We start from the raw sequence: 18,835 nt of genomic DNA on the forward strand, positions 1-18,835 counted from the left end.
AACGACATAATTATACGATTTAACTAAAAACAAGAATTAATTGCTTCAACCGTTTTACCATTAACTATATTTCGCGAAAATTAAATTCTTTAGAAAAAACATTTCACTAATAAAATTCAATAATGCTTTTTAACTCAATAGATTTTGCAGTATTTCTACCAGTTGTTTTTATATTATATTGGTTTTTTTGTAATAAAAGTTTAAAACTTCAAAATTTGTTAATTGTTATTGCTAGCTATTTGTTTTATGGTTGGTGGGATTGGCGCTTTTTATCATTAATTATTTTTAGCACAATAGTCGATTATTCGATCGGTGTAGCTCTATCTACGGAGGAAAATTCGAAAAAAAGAAAAGGATTTCTATGGCTTAGTATAATTGTAAATTTAGGTTTTTTAGGTTTTTTTAAATATTATAATTTTTTCTTAGATAATTTAATTTCGGCGTTTACTCTATTTGGAACCGAATTACATGCAAGTTCATTAAAAATTATTCTTCCAGTTGGTATTAGTTTTTACACGTTTCAAACTTTAAGCTATACCATCGATGTATACAAAAGAAAGCTTAATCCTACTAAGGACTTCATTGCATTTTCTGCTTTTGTTAGTTTTTTTCCACAATTAGTAGCAGGGCCAATTGAACGAGCAACCAACCTATTACCGCAATTTTACTCGAAACGAAAATTTGAATATAGCAAAGCCGTTGACGGTCTAAGACAGATACTCTGGGGAATGTTTAAAAAAGTAGTAATCGCAGATAATTGTGCCGAATTTGCTAATGAGTTTTTTAACAATCATACGGAGTACAGCGGTAGCGGATTATTATTAGGCGCTCTATTTTTTACATTTCAAATTTATGGTGATTTTTCTGGTTATTCAGATATTGCTATTGGTACATCAAGATTATTTGGTTTTAACCTAAAACAGAATTTTGCGTTTCCTTATTTTTCTAGAGATATAGCAGAATTTTGGAGAAGATGGCACATGTCTTTATCTACTTGGTTTAGAGATTATTTGTATATTCCATTAGGAGGTAGCAAAGGAGGTACAGCAATGAAAGTCCGTAATACCTTCATTATTTTTATTGTAAGTGGTTTTTGGCATGGTGCTAATTGGACCTTTATTGTTTGGGGAGCATTAAACGCTCTATACTTTTTACCTTTATTATTAGCGAACAAAAACAGATCTAATATAGGAACAGTTGCAGAAGGAAAACTAACACCGAATATCTCAGATATGCTAAAAATGTGTACTACATTTTTTTTAACAGTAATAGCTTGGGTGTTTTTTAGAGCCAATAACGTAAGCCATGCTATAAGCTATTTGAATGGGATTTTTTCTAAAAGCTTTCTGTCAATTCCAGAATTTGAAAACAGAACCCATGCTATAGAAGTCTTAGTATTAATAGGTTTTCTTATGTTTATAGAATGGCTGGGGAGAGACACACAGTATGGCTTAGAAAAATTCGGTTTTAAATGGAATAAAACTTTTAGAATTTTATTTTATTTAGGTGTTGTTTGTATAATATTTTTGTTCATTGGGAAAGAACAAGAATTCATTTATTTTCAATTTTAATATGAAGACATTTATTCAAAAAACAATTATTTTTTTATTAGTATCAACTTTTTCAGTTTTAGCTCTAGTAATATTCACTAACTATATCGTAAAACAAAATGCCAATTTTAAATTCAATGAAAAAAATACAAAGTTAATACTTGGGCATTCTCACTCTGCCTATGCGTTAAATGATTCACTTCTTAAAAATACAATAAACCTATCTGCCTCTGGAGAGTCTTATTTTTATAATTACCAGAAATTAAGAAAATTAGTTGACAACAATAAGCAAATAAATACATTGTTTCTAGAGTTTGCAAACAACCAAATAGATAGTACTATGGATAGTTGGATTTGGGGATTTGATAAAATGTCTGCAAAAATTAAATATTATAGTCCATTTTTAGACCAAGAAGATTTTAACTTACTTCTAGATAATAATTCTTCAGATTTATTTGCCAGTTACTCAATTGCAACAAGAAAACAACTTTACAGAGTATTGGGTCAAAATTTTGATTTTATAAGAGATATTGGCGGTTATTCTTACTCCGATATAACTAAAGTAGAAGACATGATAAGAAATGATGATTTTAACTATAGTATTTCTAAAACATTAGCACTTTCTGAAAAAAACATCAGTTATCTAAGAAAAATTGTTGATTTTTCAACAAAAAACAATATAAAAATTTACCTAATTAGATCACCACAACACCCACAATATGCAGATTTAGTTAACGAATCAATTTACAAAAATGTATTAAATACAAAATTTAAGGATGTAGAATTCCTAGATTTTGACGCTATGTATTTTCCTAACAACAATTATTTAGATTTACATCATTTAAATGCAACGGGTGCAAAAAAATTCTCTATTTTTTTTAATGACTTAATAGAAAACAAAGGGTTGTTAAATACATTAAATAAACAAGAACTAATTGATAAAGAAATTAAGGTATTTAACAATAATTACCTCTCTAACTAGAGAATAGATATTAAAACAAAGTAACCTGACCTTGATCATTAGCGTCTAAATCATCATCATTACTAGAATTATCTTCTCCTGATTTTTCTTTAGTATCTTCTTTAGACTTTTCCTGTGATGACGAATCTAATGTTTCTTCGTCAACAACTTCTAGATCATCTGCATGAACCTCCTCTGGTATTTCAAAAGGCAATGGCTCTAATAAATTAACCTGATTAATTTTTTCTCTAGTCAATTGATTACCAAGTGCATTAATACCTTTTACCGAAATAAATTCTTCAAGATTAACTTGCATGTTTTCTTTGCGGTCTTTTCCTCTTTCTTTAGTAAATTCAACCTCTACCATTGGTCTCCAATCTGTTGATACTATCTCTAATTGAGAATCTGCATGATCTGATATAAATTTTTCCTCCTTACCTTCTTGATCAATTAAAAATCGTTTTACATAATAGCGTTCCTTTTCACCATCATAGTAAATTGCTGAAATTGGTTTTTTTGGAACCCATTTCTCTAAGATAATCATATCATAATCAAAATGCGCTGTTAATTCTGGGATTATAGTTTTCACAACACCAGATTGATTAATAATTAACAACCTATCCTCACCTCTAAATTCACCTATCAACTCACCTCTTTCGTCAACATTAAGTCGCTGTACTGTATCATCAAACCAAATTCTTCTAGGTTTCAGGGTAGAAACACCTTTCTCTTTTAGCTCTACACGTTTTATAGCATATTTTGTAACCGTATTTCCTTTCGATGCTCTACCTTTTATAAGTACATCTGCAAAGTCTAAATCCCATTTCAATTTCTTTATACTACCTACTTGCCTTAGTGAGATTGAAACCACTTCTGCTTCTCCGTTTGGATTTGCTGAGAAATACCATAAAACAGAGCCTTTATTACCATTAGTTAGGTCATATTCGCGATCTCTTGTCATACTGGTTACTGCAAACCGTTTTACATACGAAGGACCACCTTTGCCATCGCGATAAATCATGTTATAAATGGTGCGTTTATCCTTTTTCTTAAATACAGCGACATGGATAATATTTTTACCTATAAAAGTTTTAGAATCTACTTTTGTTACCATCATTTTACCTTCTTTAGTAAAACAAATAATATCATCTATATCACTACAATCACAAACATATTCGTCGCGTTTTAAAGATGTGCCTACAAACCCTTCTTCCCTATTTACATAAAGTTTTGTGTTTCTAATAACAACTTTTGTAGCGTCTACTTCATCAAAGATTCTAATTTCTGTTTTGCGCTCTTTACCTTCGCCATATTCTTTTTTCAATCTTTCGAAATATGCTATGGCATAGTCAATTAGATTGGCTAGATGATGTTTTACTTCAGCTATCTGATCTTCTAAGGCATCTATTTTTTGTTGAGCTTTATCAATATCAAATTTAGAAATACGTTTTATTCTAATTTCAGTTAGACGCGTAATATCCTCTACTGTAATTTTTCTTTTTAAATGTTTAATGTGTGGTAGAAGTCCTTTGTCTATAGCATTAATAACACCATCCCAAGTCTCCTCTTCTTCAATATCTCTATAAATTCTATTTTCTATAAAAATGCGCTCTAGAGATGCAAAATGCCATTGCTCTTCAAACTCACCCAGTTTTATCTCTAATTCACTTTTTAAAAGCTGAACTGTATTATCTGTAGAGCGACGCAGCATTTCAGATACACCAACAAAAAATGGTTTATTATCCTCAATAACACAACCTAAAGGTGAAATAGAAATTTCGCAATTTGTAAATGCATAAAGGGCGTCTATAGTTTTGTCTGGTGATAAACCAGACGGTAAATGAATTATAATTTCAACTTCTGAGGCAGTATTATCTTCAATCTTTTTAATTTTTATTTTCCCTTTATCATTGGCTTTTAAAATTGAATCTATTAAAGATGATGTTGTGGTGCTAAAAGGAATCTCTGTAATAACTAACGAATTTTTATCACGTTGAGAAATTTTTGCTCTAACTCTAACTTTCCCTCCTCTTAAACCATCATTGTAGTTAGAGAAATCAGCAATTCCGGCAGTTGGAAAATCCGGGAGGATCGTAAAACGTTTCCCTTTTAAATGCTTAACTGAAGCATCAATCAATTCTATAAAATTATGTGGTAATATTTTAGTAGACAAACCAACCGCAATTCCTTCACCTCCTTGTGCTAAAAGCAACGGAAACATTACAGGTAAATTTATAGGCTCTTTTCGTCTACCATCATAAGACGCTTGCCATTCTGTAATTTTTGGATTATAAACAACATCTAAAGCAAACTTTGACAATCGTGCTTCTATATAACGAGAAGCTGCTGCGCGGTCACCTGTTAAAATATTTCCCCAGTTCCCTTGAGTATCAATAAGTAAATCTTTTTGACCTATTTGAACCATAGCATCTGCAATACTTGCATCACCATGAGGATGATATTGCATGGTATGCCCAACAATATTAGCCACCTTATTGTAACGACCATCATCTAAATCTTTCATGGAGTGCATAATACGACGCTGAACTGGCTTAAAACCATCTTCAATTGCTGGTACAGCACGTTCTAAAATTACGTAGGATGCGTAATCTAGAAACCAATCTTTATACATTCCGGTAACCTTTTTTATAGTTTCTTGGTTTCCGTTATCCTCATTTAATAACTCGTCATGCTCTTCTGCCATTTATCCTAGTTTAGCTTTTTTATTTTCCTTAATTATTTTTCTTAAAGATTGTTTTATGTAATTTATTTTCTTCTTTTTCAACAATGTAATATTAAAACGTTCTTTAACAACATTAACTTTATCTCCACTTCGCCTTAAAATCACCAATGATTTATAAAAAAGAAAATTATATATTTTAAAACTAATTACCGTACGCTTCTCTATTTCTTTTTTATACTCTCTGTAATTGATATATTCTGTAAGAATAAACCCTTTACTTGTAATTATTAATTTAGAGCTGTCACTATCATATTCAAAAAACCTCGCCACAACATAAATACCTATTAAAATCAACAATAAGAACAGTCCTATATGAGCTATATAATTCTCAATTAAATGAAATGAACTGAATACGGTTACAAACAACAAAGCAATAACCATAAAAACAAAATAGATGGTAACAATTGTATTTTTTATACTTCTATTATCTGTTCTCATACGGTATCTTCAACCACGTCTAATTCAACTTTTAAATTATCAATTATAAATTCTTGGCGCGTAGGTGTATTTTTTCCCATGTAGAAAGATAACAACTCTTCAATTGACATATCCTTATCTAACATTACAGGATCTAAACGAATATCATCACCAATAAAATGTACAAATTCATCTGGCGAAATCTCACCCAATCCTTTAAATCTTGTAATTTCTGGTTTGTTTTTTAATTTTTCAATTGCAGCCCTTCTTTCGTCTTCAGAATAACAATAAATAGTTTCCTTTTTATTACGTACTCTAAACAAAGGTGTTTGTAAAATATATAAATGTCCTTCTTTAATAATTTCGGGAAAAAATTGCAGGAAAAATGTAATTAACAACAAACGAATATGCATACCATCAACATCGGCATCTGTAGCTATTACCACATTGTTATAACGTAAATCCTCAAGAGACTCTTCAATATTTAAAGCCGCTTGTAATAAGTTGAATTCTTCATTTTCGTAAACAATTTTCTTACTTAAGCCATAGCAATTTAAAGGCTTTCCTTTTAAGCTAAACACAGCCTGCGTATTAACGTCTCTAGATTTTGTAATACTACCAGATGCAGAATCACCCTCAGTTATAAACAAAGTTGTATCTAAGTAACCATCTTTTTTAGTATCACCAAAATGTACTCTACAATCTCTTAATTTCTTATTGTGTAAACTGGCTTTTTTAGCTCTATCCTTGGCTAATTTTCTAATACCAGATAATTCTTTACGCTCTCGTTCTGCCTGAAGTATTTTACGTTGTATTTTCTCTGCAGAGTCTGGGTTTTTATGCAAAAAATTATCTAAATAACGCTTTACATAGTCGTTAATATACGTTCTTACCGTTGGCAAATCGCCTCCCATATCTGTAGAACCTAATTTTGTTTTTGTTTGACTCTCAAAAACTGGTTCCATTACTTTTATCGCAATGGCTGCTACTATAGATTTTCGTATATCTGAAGCCTCATAACTCTTTCCATAAAATTCTCTTATGGTTTTTACAATAGATTCTCTAAAAGCCGCTAAGTGCGTTCCACCTTGCGTTGTGTTTTGTCCGTTTACAAACGAACGGTATTCTTCACTGTATTGCGTTTTGCTATGTGTAATAGCTATTTCTATATCTTCTCCTCTCAAATGAATGATAGGATAAAGCATATCTGATTCATTAATGTTTTCTGATAATAAATCCTTTAATCCGTTTTCACTATAGTATTTTTCGCCATTATAAACTATGGTTAATCCAGGGTTTAGATACACATAATTTTTAAGCATCTTCACAACATACTCGTTACGAAATTTATAATTTTTGAAGATTATGTCATCAGGAATAAAGCTAACCTTTGTCCCTTTTCGTCTACTGGTTTCTTCTAATCGTTCTTGGTTGGTTAAATTTCCTTGTGCAAATTCTGCAGATGCGGATTTTCCGTCTCTTGTAGATTCTACTCTAAAATAAGATGATAATGCATTTACGGCCTTTGTACCAACCCCATTTAAACCTACAGATTTTTTAAAAGCTTTAGAATCGTACTTTCCACCAGTATTCATCTTAGAAACAACATCAACTACTTTTCCCAAAGGAATACCTCTACCGTAATCTCTAACTATAACGCGCTCACCTTGAATAGAAATCTCAATGGTTTTACCTGCTCCCATTACAAACTCATCAATAGAGTTGTCTAAAACTTCTTTAAGAAGAATATAAATACCATCATCTGGAGAAGAACCATCACCTAATTTTCCGATATACATACCTGGTCGCATCCGGATGTGTTCCTTCCAATCGAGTGAGCGTATGTTATCTTCGGTATAGTTAGACTGTTCTGACATAGATATAGGTAAAATTTAAGATGGAACGCTAATATAAGATTATACCGTAAAAAATGAAATACCGTTTTTGTAAAGTAATTAACAATAATGCATTAAAACTGTTGAGAACATTGATATAGGTTACAATGAACTATTGAAAAGGTGATTTTGAATAAATGCAATCAACCTTTTTTACTTTTTGAAATTAACAAGATTCCAAAAATAACAACCAAAGTCCCTAATATTTGAAGTAGAGATAAATTTTCATCTAAGAAAATAACAGCTAATATTATAGTTGAAATTGGGCCAATACCTGCAACTATTGCAAAATTTGATGAATTGATTAATTTTATAGACATAGACACTAAAAACGAAGGTATAACCGTGGCAAATACAGCTATTGCTAAACCAAGCGCATACACTTGCCAAGGATAATTTAAAATTGCTACTCTAGAAAATAATCCATAATGTACAAACACACAAATACAAGATACTAACATGGCATAAGCCGTAAAACGCATTACGCCAAACTTAGGAATCAACCATCCGCTACCAACTAAATAAGATGCATACGTTATAGCACTAAGAAGCACAAATAAACCTCCTAAATATGTATTATTACCAGAGACTGTAACTTCACTACTAAACGTAATTACAATACCAATATACGTTATAAAAATTGCAAATTTTTGAAGCTTATTTATTGCTTTTTTTAGAAATAATTTATTAAACAACAACACTATGGTTGGATATACAAAAAGTATAATCCTTTCTAAACTCGCTTTTATATATGTAAGGCCAACAAAATCGAAATAGCTTGCCATATAATAACCTACGAATCCAAAAAATACCAACCACAGATAATCTTTTCTTTTTAAAGAAGCTTTATTTTCACTCTTATAACTAAAGGCTATAATGATATAAAACGGAAAGGCAAACAACATACGCAAAAGCAACATACTTAGTGCATCAATACGGTATTGATACGCTAATTTAACCATTACAGCTTTAGACGAAAATAGCACAATACCTAAAATACCTAATAAAATACCATAAATAAATGATTGCTTAGATTTCATGTTATGAAATTAACGCTCTTGCTATTAAAGAAAAAATGAAAAGATTTAAGAATTACGACGTTCAAAGTAAAACATAGTTTCAGCTTGGTGTTTTAATAACTGATTTCTTGTTTGTAATAAATTATGCATATACTGTTTTAGAAAAAGTACATTAGCTAATTTACCCATAAATCCAAATGGCGACACAAAATGAAACTTATCAATCATTAGTGTTTGTTCATTTTTAATCTGAAAAATATGCTCGTGCTTAAAACTTTTAAAAGCACCAGAAACCATCTCATCTACAAAATAAGTTGGACTTTCAAATGCTGTGATCTTTGAAGTCAATTGTTGCGTAACACCAAAGTGCTTCGCCTCCCAAGTTACCCATTCACCTAGCTCTATTAAACCAGATGTTTTACCTGCCACAGCTCTCTCCTTAAAATCTGACATAGATTCCTTATGAAAATCAATACTACGTGCTAAATCAAAACAGGTTTTCAGGTCTGCTTTTATTAGGGTTTTGATTTCGATTTTGGGCACTTTTATAGGTTTTAATGTTGAAATGTTGAAAAAAAATTCAACTCAATAACAAATAATAAGAAATCAAAAATCTTTAAGTCTTTAAGTCTCTATAACTTTAAAACTTTGAGCCTTTGAAACTTTGAAACTAAAAATCCAAGAACCCTACACAAAAACAAGCTAAGCCAAGAGCTAACACCTAAAAGCCAAAGGCTACTTAAACATTAAACAAAAAGTGCATCACATCACCATCCTTAACAATGTAATTCTTCCCTTCTACTCTCATTTTACCAGCTTCTTTTACTTTAGCTTCACTTCCGTATTCTACATAATCGTTGTAAGAAATAACTTCTGCTCTAATAAAACCTTTTTCAAAATCGGTGTGAATCACACCTGCTGCTTGCGGACCAGTTGCTCCTACATTAACCGTCCAAGCTCTAACCTCTTTTACACCAGCTGTGAAATACGTTTGCTGATTTAAAAGTTTGTAAGCCGAGCGAATTAACTTTGCCGAACCTGGTTCTTCTAATCCTATATCTGCTAAGAACATTTGGCGCTCTTCATAGTCGTCTAACTCATTAATATCTGCTTCTGTGCCTACAGCTAACACTAAGACTTCTGCATTTTCATTTTTAACAGCATCTCTTACTTTATCTACATAAGCATTACCAGTTGTTGCAGCACCTTCATCTACATTACAAACATACAATACAGGCTTGTCTGTAATGAACTGAGATGGCTTTACGTAATCTTGGTAGTCTTCTTCAGAAAACTCAATAGCTCTAACTGAAATACCAGCTTCTATGTTTTCTTTAATTTTTAAAAGTATAGCCTCTTCTTTCTGTGCTTCTTTATTACCAGTTTTGGCAGCACGCTTTACTTTATCTAATTTCTTTTCTACAGTTTCTAAGTCTTTTAACTGCAGTTCCATATCAATAGTTTCCTTATCTCTAATAGGATCTACAGAACCATCAACGTGTACAATGTTCTCGTTATCAAAACAACGCAATACATGCAAAATGGCATCTGTTTCTCTAATGTTTGCTAAAAACTGATTTCCTAATCCTTCTCCTTTAGAAGCACCTTTTACCAAACCGGCAATATCTACAATCTCCACCGTTGCAGGTATTACACGCTCTGGACTCACTAGTTCTTCTAATTTCTCTAATCTTGGGTCTGGCACATTTACCACACCAATATTAGGCTCTATAGTACAAAACGGAAAGTTTGCACTCTGTGCTTTAGCGTTAGATAAACAGTTAAATAAGGTTGACTTTCCTACGTTTGGTAATCCTACAATTCCAGCTTTCATTGAATATTATTTTTGCGTTTGCAAAAGTACATGATTTTTTTTCATTATAAAGTTCTTAAAAACGAAATGAAAAAATATTTATAACCTAAAGAAGTGGTTCCTGAAGTGAAACTAAATTTTGTAATATTTTTTATTAAAACATCGGTTCTAAAATAGACATGTAGTATAATGGTTATTTAAAAGATTTAAGAATAATTGAAATGCGATTTTTGGATTGCGCTTATCGTTTCCGTATTTGAAACGTAGCGTGTTAAAAAACACTTTCGTTTCGGATTATAAACGAGCCGAATTTTTAAATTTTTCTTTTTATCTTAAATTTCCAAAAAACCAAATTTAAAAATTTGGCAGTCTTCGTAAATACACATAAACCTCTCGCAAATCTTATAATAGCTATGTTTTATATACATTGTTAGTCACCGTGTTTTTGACTTTTCAAATGGTCTTTTATCTGAAGTAGTCATTTTATATTGTTCTAAAGCCTCTTCTAGAGTAAGATCTGTTGGCATATTTTCAATGAATGTCATAACTGATGTAAATATGAACGGTATGTTACTTTTTGAATTAAAATCAGATTTCGTTGCAATGTCATCTAATTGATCAGCGTTCCATTTTTTTCTTATTTCATTAGCACGTTCATAATTTTCCTTATTCAAATTCCGAAGCCATATTTTGTTATTTAGAGAATCTGGCAACAAGTGATGTCTATATTGCCAAGTTGAGTAAACCTCAAAATTACCTTTATCTTTATCATTTTGGAAATGCAGGTAAGAGATTGCCTGTTCAGGATCAAATCGTCCCTCATTTACTGCCTTGCAAAGAATTGGTTCAAGATCAATAATGTTTTTATTGTTGCTTCTTCTTTGAGATGTATGAACTAAAACCACATCATGATTTTGCCCTCTTAAGGATTTTCTATAACCGAGCTCTATCTGAGAAGGGAAGCCAACAGAATCAGTTATTGAAAGTATCCTGTTCATATTTATTATTCGATTAGCTTGAATAGTGTCATCATGAGTATCGTACATTGGTCTGAACAATTGATCTCTTTCCCAAATTGATTTAAATTCATTTCTTAATCTTGTGTCATATTCAGTCGTTCTTTTTTCGATAAAAGAATTCCAGAGGTTTTCATCTATATATGTGTTGACAAAAATTGACTTTAGCAAACTTAAATCATCAGAATTATTTATAAGTAGTTGAATATTTAAATTTCTTTCATCTAAATTATTAGAGAGTTGATTTGAAAGTGCGGCATTATAAACATCATGTCCAAAAGGTTTTTTGATTTCTCTAAATGCCAATGAATAATTTTTGGATGCTCTATCGAAATCACCATCACAAATTGCAATTTCAGCTTTATTAGTTAGAATGTGATATTTAGTAATTGCTTCATTATTGTATTTGCATGTCGTGAATTCAGTGATTGTAGAATTTTCAGACTTAATATTCGTCTCATTACGGTTTTTACAACCTACTTGAATTGTCATAATAATTAAAATGATTGTTATTCTCATTTTTTAAATTTTATGGTGACTAACTTTAATGATATGAGTCCGTTTTAATGACTTATATCAGACGATACTGAAGCAAGTTCAGCACATGTAATCGAAGTTACCCTTTTCAAAACAGAAATTCAATACGTAAATCTATGTATTTTAACAAGAAAAATTCCAAGCCAAAGACTTAGGATTTAATATAATATTTCGTAATCTATTTTATATTTTTCTGTAGTTAACTCACATTCTTAAAAGTAGGATAGTTCTCAGTAATACTACCAATACCTTTTTTATTCACTTTAAAAACTACATCCTTTTCCGTAGTAAATAATAGTACAGATAAAAAAGAGGATTTTAAATGTTGCTTTACAATAGGTAAAGCGTCTTCTAAAGTCATTTCTTCTTCTATATCTTCGGTTTCTCTTGGCCTAAAGCTATATTTAAGAGACACCTTAAACTCATCCTCAGAATATATTGGTCTTAAGAAAATATTTTTTAACTCAGGCTTACCAATGGTTTTTGCCATGGTTAATTTTGCAAACGTTTTAGCTTCTACACTTTCTTTTACTTGTTCCCAGAATTCGTTAAAAACATCTTGGTAGGTCATTGATTTTATTATTTAAACTGGTTTTACTCTGTTTTAAATGTTTTTTGATTATTTAAATCTAGACTAAAGTTATTGCATATTTGTACAACAGACCTATAAATATAGCCATACCAAAGCTTATTAATGTACCTATAAGCATATACTCGGTAAGCTTTCTATCTTTTGCTCTAGACAAATCGCCAAATCTAAATACGGATTTTGCAGCAATGAGTAACCCAATAGCACTCCACTGATTTAGCAAAATAAAACTAAATACAAATAAACGCTCTAAGATACCAATGTATTTACCTGCGCTTTCTAATGAGTCTTCAGAATTATCTTCTTCTAAACTCCATGTTCCCATTAACATTTTCATAATTATGGAAGATACAGAAGTAATTATTAACAGTGCAAGTAGTAATAGAAGTACTTCTTTAGAATATAGTTTTTCAAAATCCAATTTATAAGGCGCTTTAAAATAAACTATTGCACTTATAATTAATACATGAAGTATTTGATCTATAAAAAACAACCATCTGGTATTAACTTTTTCTTCGAGATTTATTTTAACAATATCAATTACTAAATGACTGATAACTATTATCAAAAAATATGGTAAAAACGACCAATTGAATTGAAACAAAACTAATAATGCCATAAAATGTACTAAACCATGAAAGTATAAGTATTTTGATTTATGCTTTTTAGCTTTTTTATTTTTTACCCAACTATCTGGTTGCAAAACAAAGTCTCCAATGATGTGAGCGATTAAAAATTTTGTAAATAAGAGTATCATATTTGAGAGATTTTTGCTTTATAAAAATTATTCATAGTCATTATCTCTTCAAAGCCTCCTCTTTTTAGAGCTTCACTAATACTACTCTGTGATTTATTTAATAATTGCGCCAAATCTTCTTGTTTTTTATCGGAATGCTCTAAAGTTGTTGTTATTACTTTAGCAACTGTACTACTCCAATTATTAGCAGTTAATAATGCTAAACTAAGCATAATATTTATAGATTCACTGAAATTTTGGTCCGTTGTCTTTATGGCTAAAGTTTGCTTTTTAAGTGCTTCAAAACAATCACCAGACATTATGTATGCAGACCCATTAGATTCTGTTATTTTGTTAGATTCATAGCTTTCATCGCCTATACCAATAGCCATTCTAACATCTTGTGATTTTAATTGCTTAATTGTTGCTTTAATATGCATAGCTGCAAGTAATGCTTTTTGTGGTTCTATTAAAAGCTGAAAACTATCACCTCTAAATATCTCCCAATTTTTAGGTTCGTTACCATAATAATTAAGCGTTTTTTTTAGAGGTGCTAACCAACGCTTTACGTCTATCTCTCTAGAGTTGATTATATCTCCTGTTATTACTGCTATCATTTTTCTGGGTTTTACACAAATATATCGGTTTTTTAGCCAATACACAACTTTATCGGCTTATTATCCGATAATTTCAAATATCGGCTTTAGAGCAGATAATTAAAAAATGAAGAAAAAAATCCCAAGCTAGAGACTCAGGATTTAAATATTAAATTAAGGGAAAACAGCAACTTCTATTAGCAATCTGTTATTTTTATTTTTAAAGGCGAATAATGACCACTAACAATCTTCCACCCTTTATTAGAATTCACAAACAATAAAATCAACTGTTACATACAGTTAACAAATATACAACCAGCTAAATTTACAAAAAATAAACTAAAAGCAATGCGTAAAAACACCTTAATTAACTAAAAATCAATATTTTAACAAAAAAATACAAAAAATTTGAGTTAAACACTGAAGATTTATAATTGAAATATGTACAAACTAAATGCTATATTATTCTCGCTCTAAAAATTTTTTAGAAACCTTATAACTTGCCGCATATGCCAAACCTTCTTGGCGTTTTTTAAATTCTGAAAATGCTTTATTGTACCATCTTGGGTCAGTAGCTTTCTTTCTATAAGCATCATGACTATAAACATCAAACATTTCGCCATTTAACCAAGATTCTATACCATAAACGCTAATACCAAAATGCTCTACACGTTGTAATACAATTTCAAAATCAGCTTCCGTAAAGTACTGAATGTCATCAGAATCAAACCCATCATTAATATTAGTTAAGCCTTTAAATATATGTTTTTCTAAGAATTCTGATTGCTCCATATTATTATTAATTGTTGCTTTTAATTTATTATATTTTCAATTACTTAATAATTTAAATAAGATGTTAGTAAAATAGACTTTACCTATGTATTAGTCATAGATTACATTGTTATCATTAAAAAAAATCCCAAGCACTAGACTTAGGATTTCTTATTCAATTTTATATAAAACTCAATTAATGACCATCTGGATGCATAAAACGTTGTTTTGCTAAAAGCTCTTCTTCTGTTTCCACATGTGCATCATCTGGTATACAACAATCTACAGGGCAAACTGCTGCACATTGCGGCTCCTCATGAAAACCCATACACTCCGTACACTTATCTGGTGCAATGTAATAGACTTCATCATCAATAGGTTCTTGTGTTTCATCTGCATCTACTTCTTTACCATCTGGTAAAACAATTTTTCCAGATAGACTAGTACCATCAGAATAACGCCAATCATCAGCACCTTCATAGATAGCAGTATTTGGACATTCTGGCTCGCATGCGCCACAATTAATACATTCGTCTGTGATTATTATTGCCATAATATTTTTCTTTTTCTTTTTTTAATCTGTTTGTTTATTTTAATTAAATGTCAGATTGAATCCGCAAAATTTAAACCATATTTTACAACAAACTTTTTCTCGCTCAAATGGATTGCGTAATTTTGCAAATGCAAAAATAAAGCCAAAACATCGTTTAACCAAACCATATATGGATTTACAACAAAGAATTAACGCATTTATAAAATTGGGTGGTTTTTTACAACAATTTCAGAACAATGAACCTGTTAAAAACAATAAAGTTGAAGCCAACGATTTATTTTTTGACGGCTTTAAGCATCAAATAAAATTAGCACAAGAATCTAATGGTTGGTTTTCTAAAAAAAATATTGAATTCACCTTATTAAATTGGTCTAAAGCCCTAAAAGAAAACAATATATCAAATTGGTTAAGCAAATACAATTTTAATAATGTAAATCCACAAACAGTTGCAGTAATCATGGCAGGAAATATTCCTCTAGTTGGTTTTCATGATTTTCTATGCGTACTTATTTCTGGTCATAATGTACTGGTTAAACAATCTTCTAACGATATGCACTTATTACCTTTTTTAGCGAAATATCTAGAAATTGTAGAACCAGATTTTAAAGGGAAAATTAAATTTACAGAAGAAAAACTAGAAGGTTTCGATGCTGTTATTGCCACAGGAAGTGATAATACTGCACGTTATTTTGAATACTATTTTAAAAATAAACCCTCCATAATTAGAAAAAACAGAAATTCAGTGGCCGTTTTAACAGGAAACGAATCCACTGAGCAATTAGAAAATTTATCTGATGATATTTTTAGATATTATGGTTTAGGCTGCAGAAACGTATCTAAGTTATTTGTGCCAAAGGATTATGATTTTCAACCCCTTTTTAAAGCCGTTTATAAATGGCATCCTATTATAAACGAAACTAAATACGCCAACAATTACGATTATAACAAAGCGGTTTATTTAATGAGCGAATTTGATATGCTAGAAAACGGATTTCTTATGATAAAGGAAGACCAAAGCTACGCCTCTCCTATTGCTACGTTATTTTATGAATTTTACAATTCCACAGAAGAACTTAAACAAAAAATAAGTGCAGAATCAGACAAGATACAATGTGTTGTTTCTCAAGATTTTTTAGATACCGAAATTCCATTCGGAAAAACACAAAATCCTGAGTTATATGATTATGCAGACAATGTAGATACCATTGAATTTTTATTAGAAATATGACTTAAAAATTATCATTTTAATAACAGTATTTAATCAAATAAGTGCCACCTTTGTATCTGTTTAACTATTATTTAAAAACTCAGAAATGTTGAAATTTTCTGAAATATAAACTAAGAATAAATGAAGAAACATAATTTTAGTGCAGGACCATGTGTATTACCAAAATCGGTAATGGAACAAGCAGCAGCAGCAGTTTTAAACTTTGACGACGGCTTATCGCTTTTAGAAATTTCGCATCGTAGTAAACCTTTTGTAGATGTTATGGAAAATGCTAGATCCTTGGCATTAGAATTATTAGGTTTAGAAGGAAAAGGCTATAAAGCTTTATTTTTACAAGGAGGCGCAAGCACACAATTTTTAATGGTAGCTTTAAATTTATTAGAAAAAAGAGCTGGATATTTAAATTCTGGTACTTGGGCAGATAAATCTATAAAAGAAGCTAAGATATACGATGATATTTATGAAGTTGGCACTTCTAAAAGCGCTAACTTTAATTACATCCCAAAAGGATATGATATCCCAGAAGATTACGATTATTTTCACTGTACATCTAATAATACCATTTTTGGAACACAAATGAAGAGTTTCCCAAACTCACCAATTCCTATGGTTTGTGATATGAGTAGCGATATTTTTTCACGTCAGTTAGATTTTACGCAATTTGATTTAATTTACGCAGGTGCTCAAAAAAATATGGGACCAGCAGGTACAACTTTAGTAGTTATTAAAGAAGATATTTTAGGAAAAGTATCTCGTAAAATTCCATCAATGATGGACTATAAGGTACACATCAGTAAAGGCAGTATGTTTAATACGCCTCCTGTGTTTGCAGTTTACGTATCCATGCTTACAATGCAGTGGTTAAAAGATTTAGGTGGTATTAAGGCTATTGAAGAGATTAATGAGAAAAAAGCAAGTTTAATTTATTCTGAAATTGATTTAAATCCATTATTTAAAGGATATGCTGCAAAAGAAGACCGTTCTAACATGAATGCGACCTTCACCCTAGAAAATGAAAATCTAAAAGAAACATTTGACGCCATGTGTGTAGAAGCTGGTATTAATGGCATTAATGGCCACAGAAGCGTTGGTGGCTACAGAGCTTCAATGTATAACGCCTTATCTTTAGATAGTGTTAAAGCCCTTGTGGAAGTTATGAGTGAATTAGAAAGTAAAGCTTAAAATAGTAGGCAGTATTCAGTAGACAGATTACAGTATTTACTTGGCCCTAAAAACGAAGCAGTATTTTGTTGCAGTTTACGGTTGCTTATTAAAAATTAAAAAATAATTATAATTTAAAGTTGAAGTCTCCAAGTTAAAAACTTTTAAACCTTCACACTTTTAAACGAATAAACAAACATGAAAGTATTAGCAAACGACGGAGTTTCTCAAAGTGGTATTGATGCCTTAGAAGCTGCTGGTTACGAAGTTATAACAACAACAGTTGCCCAAGAACAATTAGAAAATTACATCAATACAAATGAAATTTCGGTATTATTAGTAAGAAGCGCAACAACGGTAAGAAAAGATTTAATTGACAACTGCCCTAGCCTTAAAATCATTGGTCGTGGTGGTGTAGGTATGGATAATATTGATGTAGAATACGCACGCGAAAAAGGATTAAGTGTAATTAACACACCAGCTGCATCATCGCATTCTGTTGCAGAATTAGTATTTGGTCACTTTTACGGTTTAGCACGTTTCTTACATAACTCTAATAGAGATATGCCATTAGAAGGCGACGCTAATTTCAAAGGTTTAAAGAAAGCCTACGCAAAGGGAACAGAATTAAAAGGCAAAACTTTAGGAGTATTAGGTTTTGGACGTATTGGCCAGGCCACAGCAAAAGTAGCTTTAGGAGCAGGAATGAAAGTGGTTGCTTTTGACCCATTTATAGAAAAAGCAGATTTACAATTAGAATTCTTTGATGGCCAAAACGTAAATTTTGAAATTAAAACAATTTCTAAGGAAGAGGTTTTAAAACAAGCAGACTTTTTAACATTACATGTACCAGCTCAAAAAGACTATGTTATTGATGAAGCTGAGTTTAAACAAATGAAAGATGGTGTAATTATAGCTAATGCTGCACGTGGTGGTGTGGTTAACGAAGTTGCACTTGTTAAAGCTATAGAAAGCGGAAAAGTAGCAAGAGCAGCTCTAGATGTTTTTGAAAAAGAACCAAAACCAGAAATTCAATTATTAATGAACTCTGCATTATCACTAACACCTCATACAGGTGCTGCAACTAATGAAGCTCAAGATAGAATTGGTGTGGAATTAGCTGAACAAATTATTAGTATACTTGGCTAATCATATATAAATGTGACCAATCCATAAAAAATGAGTCCTACTTAATGTGGGACTTTTTTTTTGTACCTTTAAAACTGAAACTATTTTTAACTTAAAACATA

The 18,835-nt window shown here is 30.9% G+C and carries 17 protein-coding genes; 5 read left to right on the forward strand and 12 right to left on the reverse strand.

The annotated features are described in order from the left end of the window. Positions 1-122 precede the first annotated feature (122 nt). Positions 123-1,571 carry an MBOAT family O-acyltransferase gene (locus GN138_RS02015; protein WP_157361643.1) on the forward strand — a complete coding sequence of 483 codons (1,449 nt, stop codon included), beginning with the start codon at positions 123-125 and terminating at the stop codon, positions 1,569-1,571. Between the two features lies 1 nt (position 1,572). Continuing rightward, positions 1,573-2,532: a hypothetical protein gene (locus tag GN138_RS02020; RefSeq protein ID WP_157361644.1), complete on the forward strand. Its 960-nt coding sequence runs from the start codon at positions 1,573-1,575 to the stop codon at positions 2,530-2,532. Between the two features lie 10 nt (positions 2,533-2,542). Here the strand turns inward: GN138_RS02020 and GN138_RS02025 are convergent, their stop codons facing one another. From GN138_RS02025 to GN138_RS02080, 12 genes are all read right to left on the reverse strand, one after another. Further along, positions 2,543-5,215, reverse strand: coding sequence for a DNA gyrase/topoisomerase IV subunit A (locus tag GN138_RS02025; protein WP_157361645.1), 2,673 nt, complete (start codon positions 5,213-5,215; stop codon positions 2,543-2,545). Beyond that, entirely contained in the window at positions 5,216-5,692 is a 477-nt protein-coding gene (locus tag GN138_RS02030) for a hypothetical protein (RefSeq protein ID WP_157361646.1), read from the reverse strand. Continuing rightward, the gene (locus GN138_RS02035) at positions 5,689-7,548 is read right to left on the reverse strand and encodes a DNA topoisomerase IV subunit B (RefSeq protein WP_157361647.1); all 1,860 of its coding nucleotides are present in this window, start codon (positions 7,546-7,548) and stop codon (positions 5,689-5,691) included. The genes GN138_RS02030 and GN138_RS02035 overlap by 4 nt, the downstream gene beginning before the upstream one ends. A gap of 161 nt (positions 7,549-7,709) precedes the next feature. Next, complete coding sequence (locus tag GN138_RS02040; RefSeq protein ID WP_157361648.1) at positions 7,710-8,606, reverse strand: DMT family transporter; 897 nt, start codon at positions 8,604-8,606, stop codon at positions 7,710-7,712. Positions 8,607-8,651: 45 nt separating this feature from the next. Then, complete coding sequence (locus tag GN138_RS02045) at positions 8,652-9,128, reverse strand: SRPBCC family protein (RefSeq protein WP_317162695.1); 477 nt, start codon at positions 9,126-9,128, stop codon at positions 8,652-8,654. A gap of 196 nt (positions 9,129-9,324) precedes the next feature. Then, positions 9,325-10,419, reverse strand: coding sequence for a redox-regulated ATPase YchF (ychF, locus tag GN138_RS02050; RefSeq protein ID WP_157361649.1), 1,095 nt, complete (start codon positions 10,417-10,419; stop codon positions 9,325-9,327). A 413-nt stretch (positions 10,420-10,832) separates the two neighbouring features. Further along, entirely contained in the window at positions 10,833-11,933 is a 1,101-nt protein-coding gene (locus tag GN138_RS02055) for a hypothetical protein (protein ID WP_157361650.1), read from the reverse strand. 217 nt (positions 11,934-12,150) lie between these two features. Next, positions 12,151-12,522, reverse strand: coding sequence for a hypothetical protein (locus GN138_RS02060; protein ID WP_157361651.1), 372 nt, complete (start codon positions 12,520-12,522; stop codon positions 12,151-12,153). Positions 12,523-12,580: 58 nt separating this feature from the next. Then, a complete protein-coding gene (locus tag GN138_RS02065) occupies positions 12,581-13,297 on the reverse strand; it encodes a DUF3307 domain-containing protein (protein ID WP_157361652.1) in 717 nt (238 codons plus the stop codon). Then, positions 13,294-13,893, reverse strand: coding sequence for a SatD family protein (locus GN138_RS02070; RefSeq protein WP_157361653.1), 600 nt, complete (start codon positions 13,891-13,893; stop codon positions 13,294-13,296). Before GN138_RS02070 ends, GN138_RS02065 begins: the two co-directional genes overlap by 4 nt. Positions 13,894-14,334: 441 nt before the next feature. Further along, a complete protein-coding gene (locus tag GN138_RS02075; protein WP_157361654.1) occupies positions 14,335-14,664 on the reverse strand; it encodes a hypothetical protein in 330 nt (109 codons plus the stop codon). 175 nt (positions 14,665-14,839) lie between these two features. Continuing rightward, on the reverse strand, positions 14,840-15,196 hold the full coding sequence (locus GN138_RS02080; protein ID WP_157361655.1) for a 4Fe-4S dicluster domain-containing protein: 357 nt from the start codon (positions 15,194-15,196) through the stop codon (positions 14,840-14,842). Positions 15,197-15,365: 169 nt separating this feature from the next. On the opposite strand from GN138_RS02080, the gene GN138_RS02085 reads away from it, so the two are divergent. The 3 genes from GN138_RS02085 (at position 15,366) to GN138_RS02095 (ending at position 18,734) form a co-directional block, all read left to right on the forward strand. After that, complete coding sequence (locus tag GN138_RS02085; RefSeq protein ID WP_157361656.1) at positions 15,366-16,424, forward strand: acyl-CoA reductase; 1,059 nt, start codon at positions 15,366-15,368, stop codon at positions 16,422-16,424. Between the two features lie 120 nt (positions 16,425-16,544). After that, entirely contained in the window at positions 16,545-17,606 is a 1,062-nt protein-coding gene (serC, locus tag GN138_RS02090) for a 3-phosphoserine/phosphohydroxythreonine transaminase (RefSeq protein WP_157361657.1), read from the forward strand. 177 nt (positions 17,607-17,783) lie between these two features. Next, positions 17,784-18,734 (forward strand): D-2-hydroxyacid dehydrogenase, encoded by a 951-nt coding sequence (locus GN138_RS02095; RefSeq protein WP_157361658.1) that lies wholly within the window; start codon positions 17,784-17,786, stop codon positions 18,732-18,734. Positions 18,735-18,835: the final 101 nt, after the last annotated feature.

Source organism: Winogradskyella endarachnes (assembly GCF_009741275.1).
Lineage (GTDB): Bacteria > Bacteroidota > Bacteroidia > Flavobacteriales > Flavobacteriaceae > Winogradskyella > Winogradskyella endarachnes.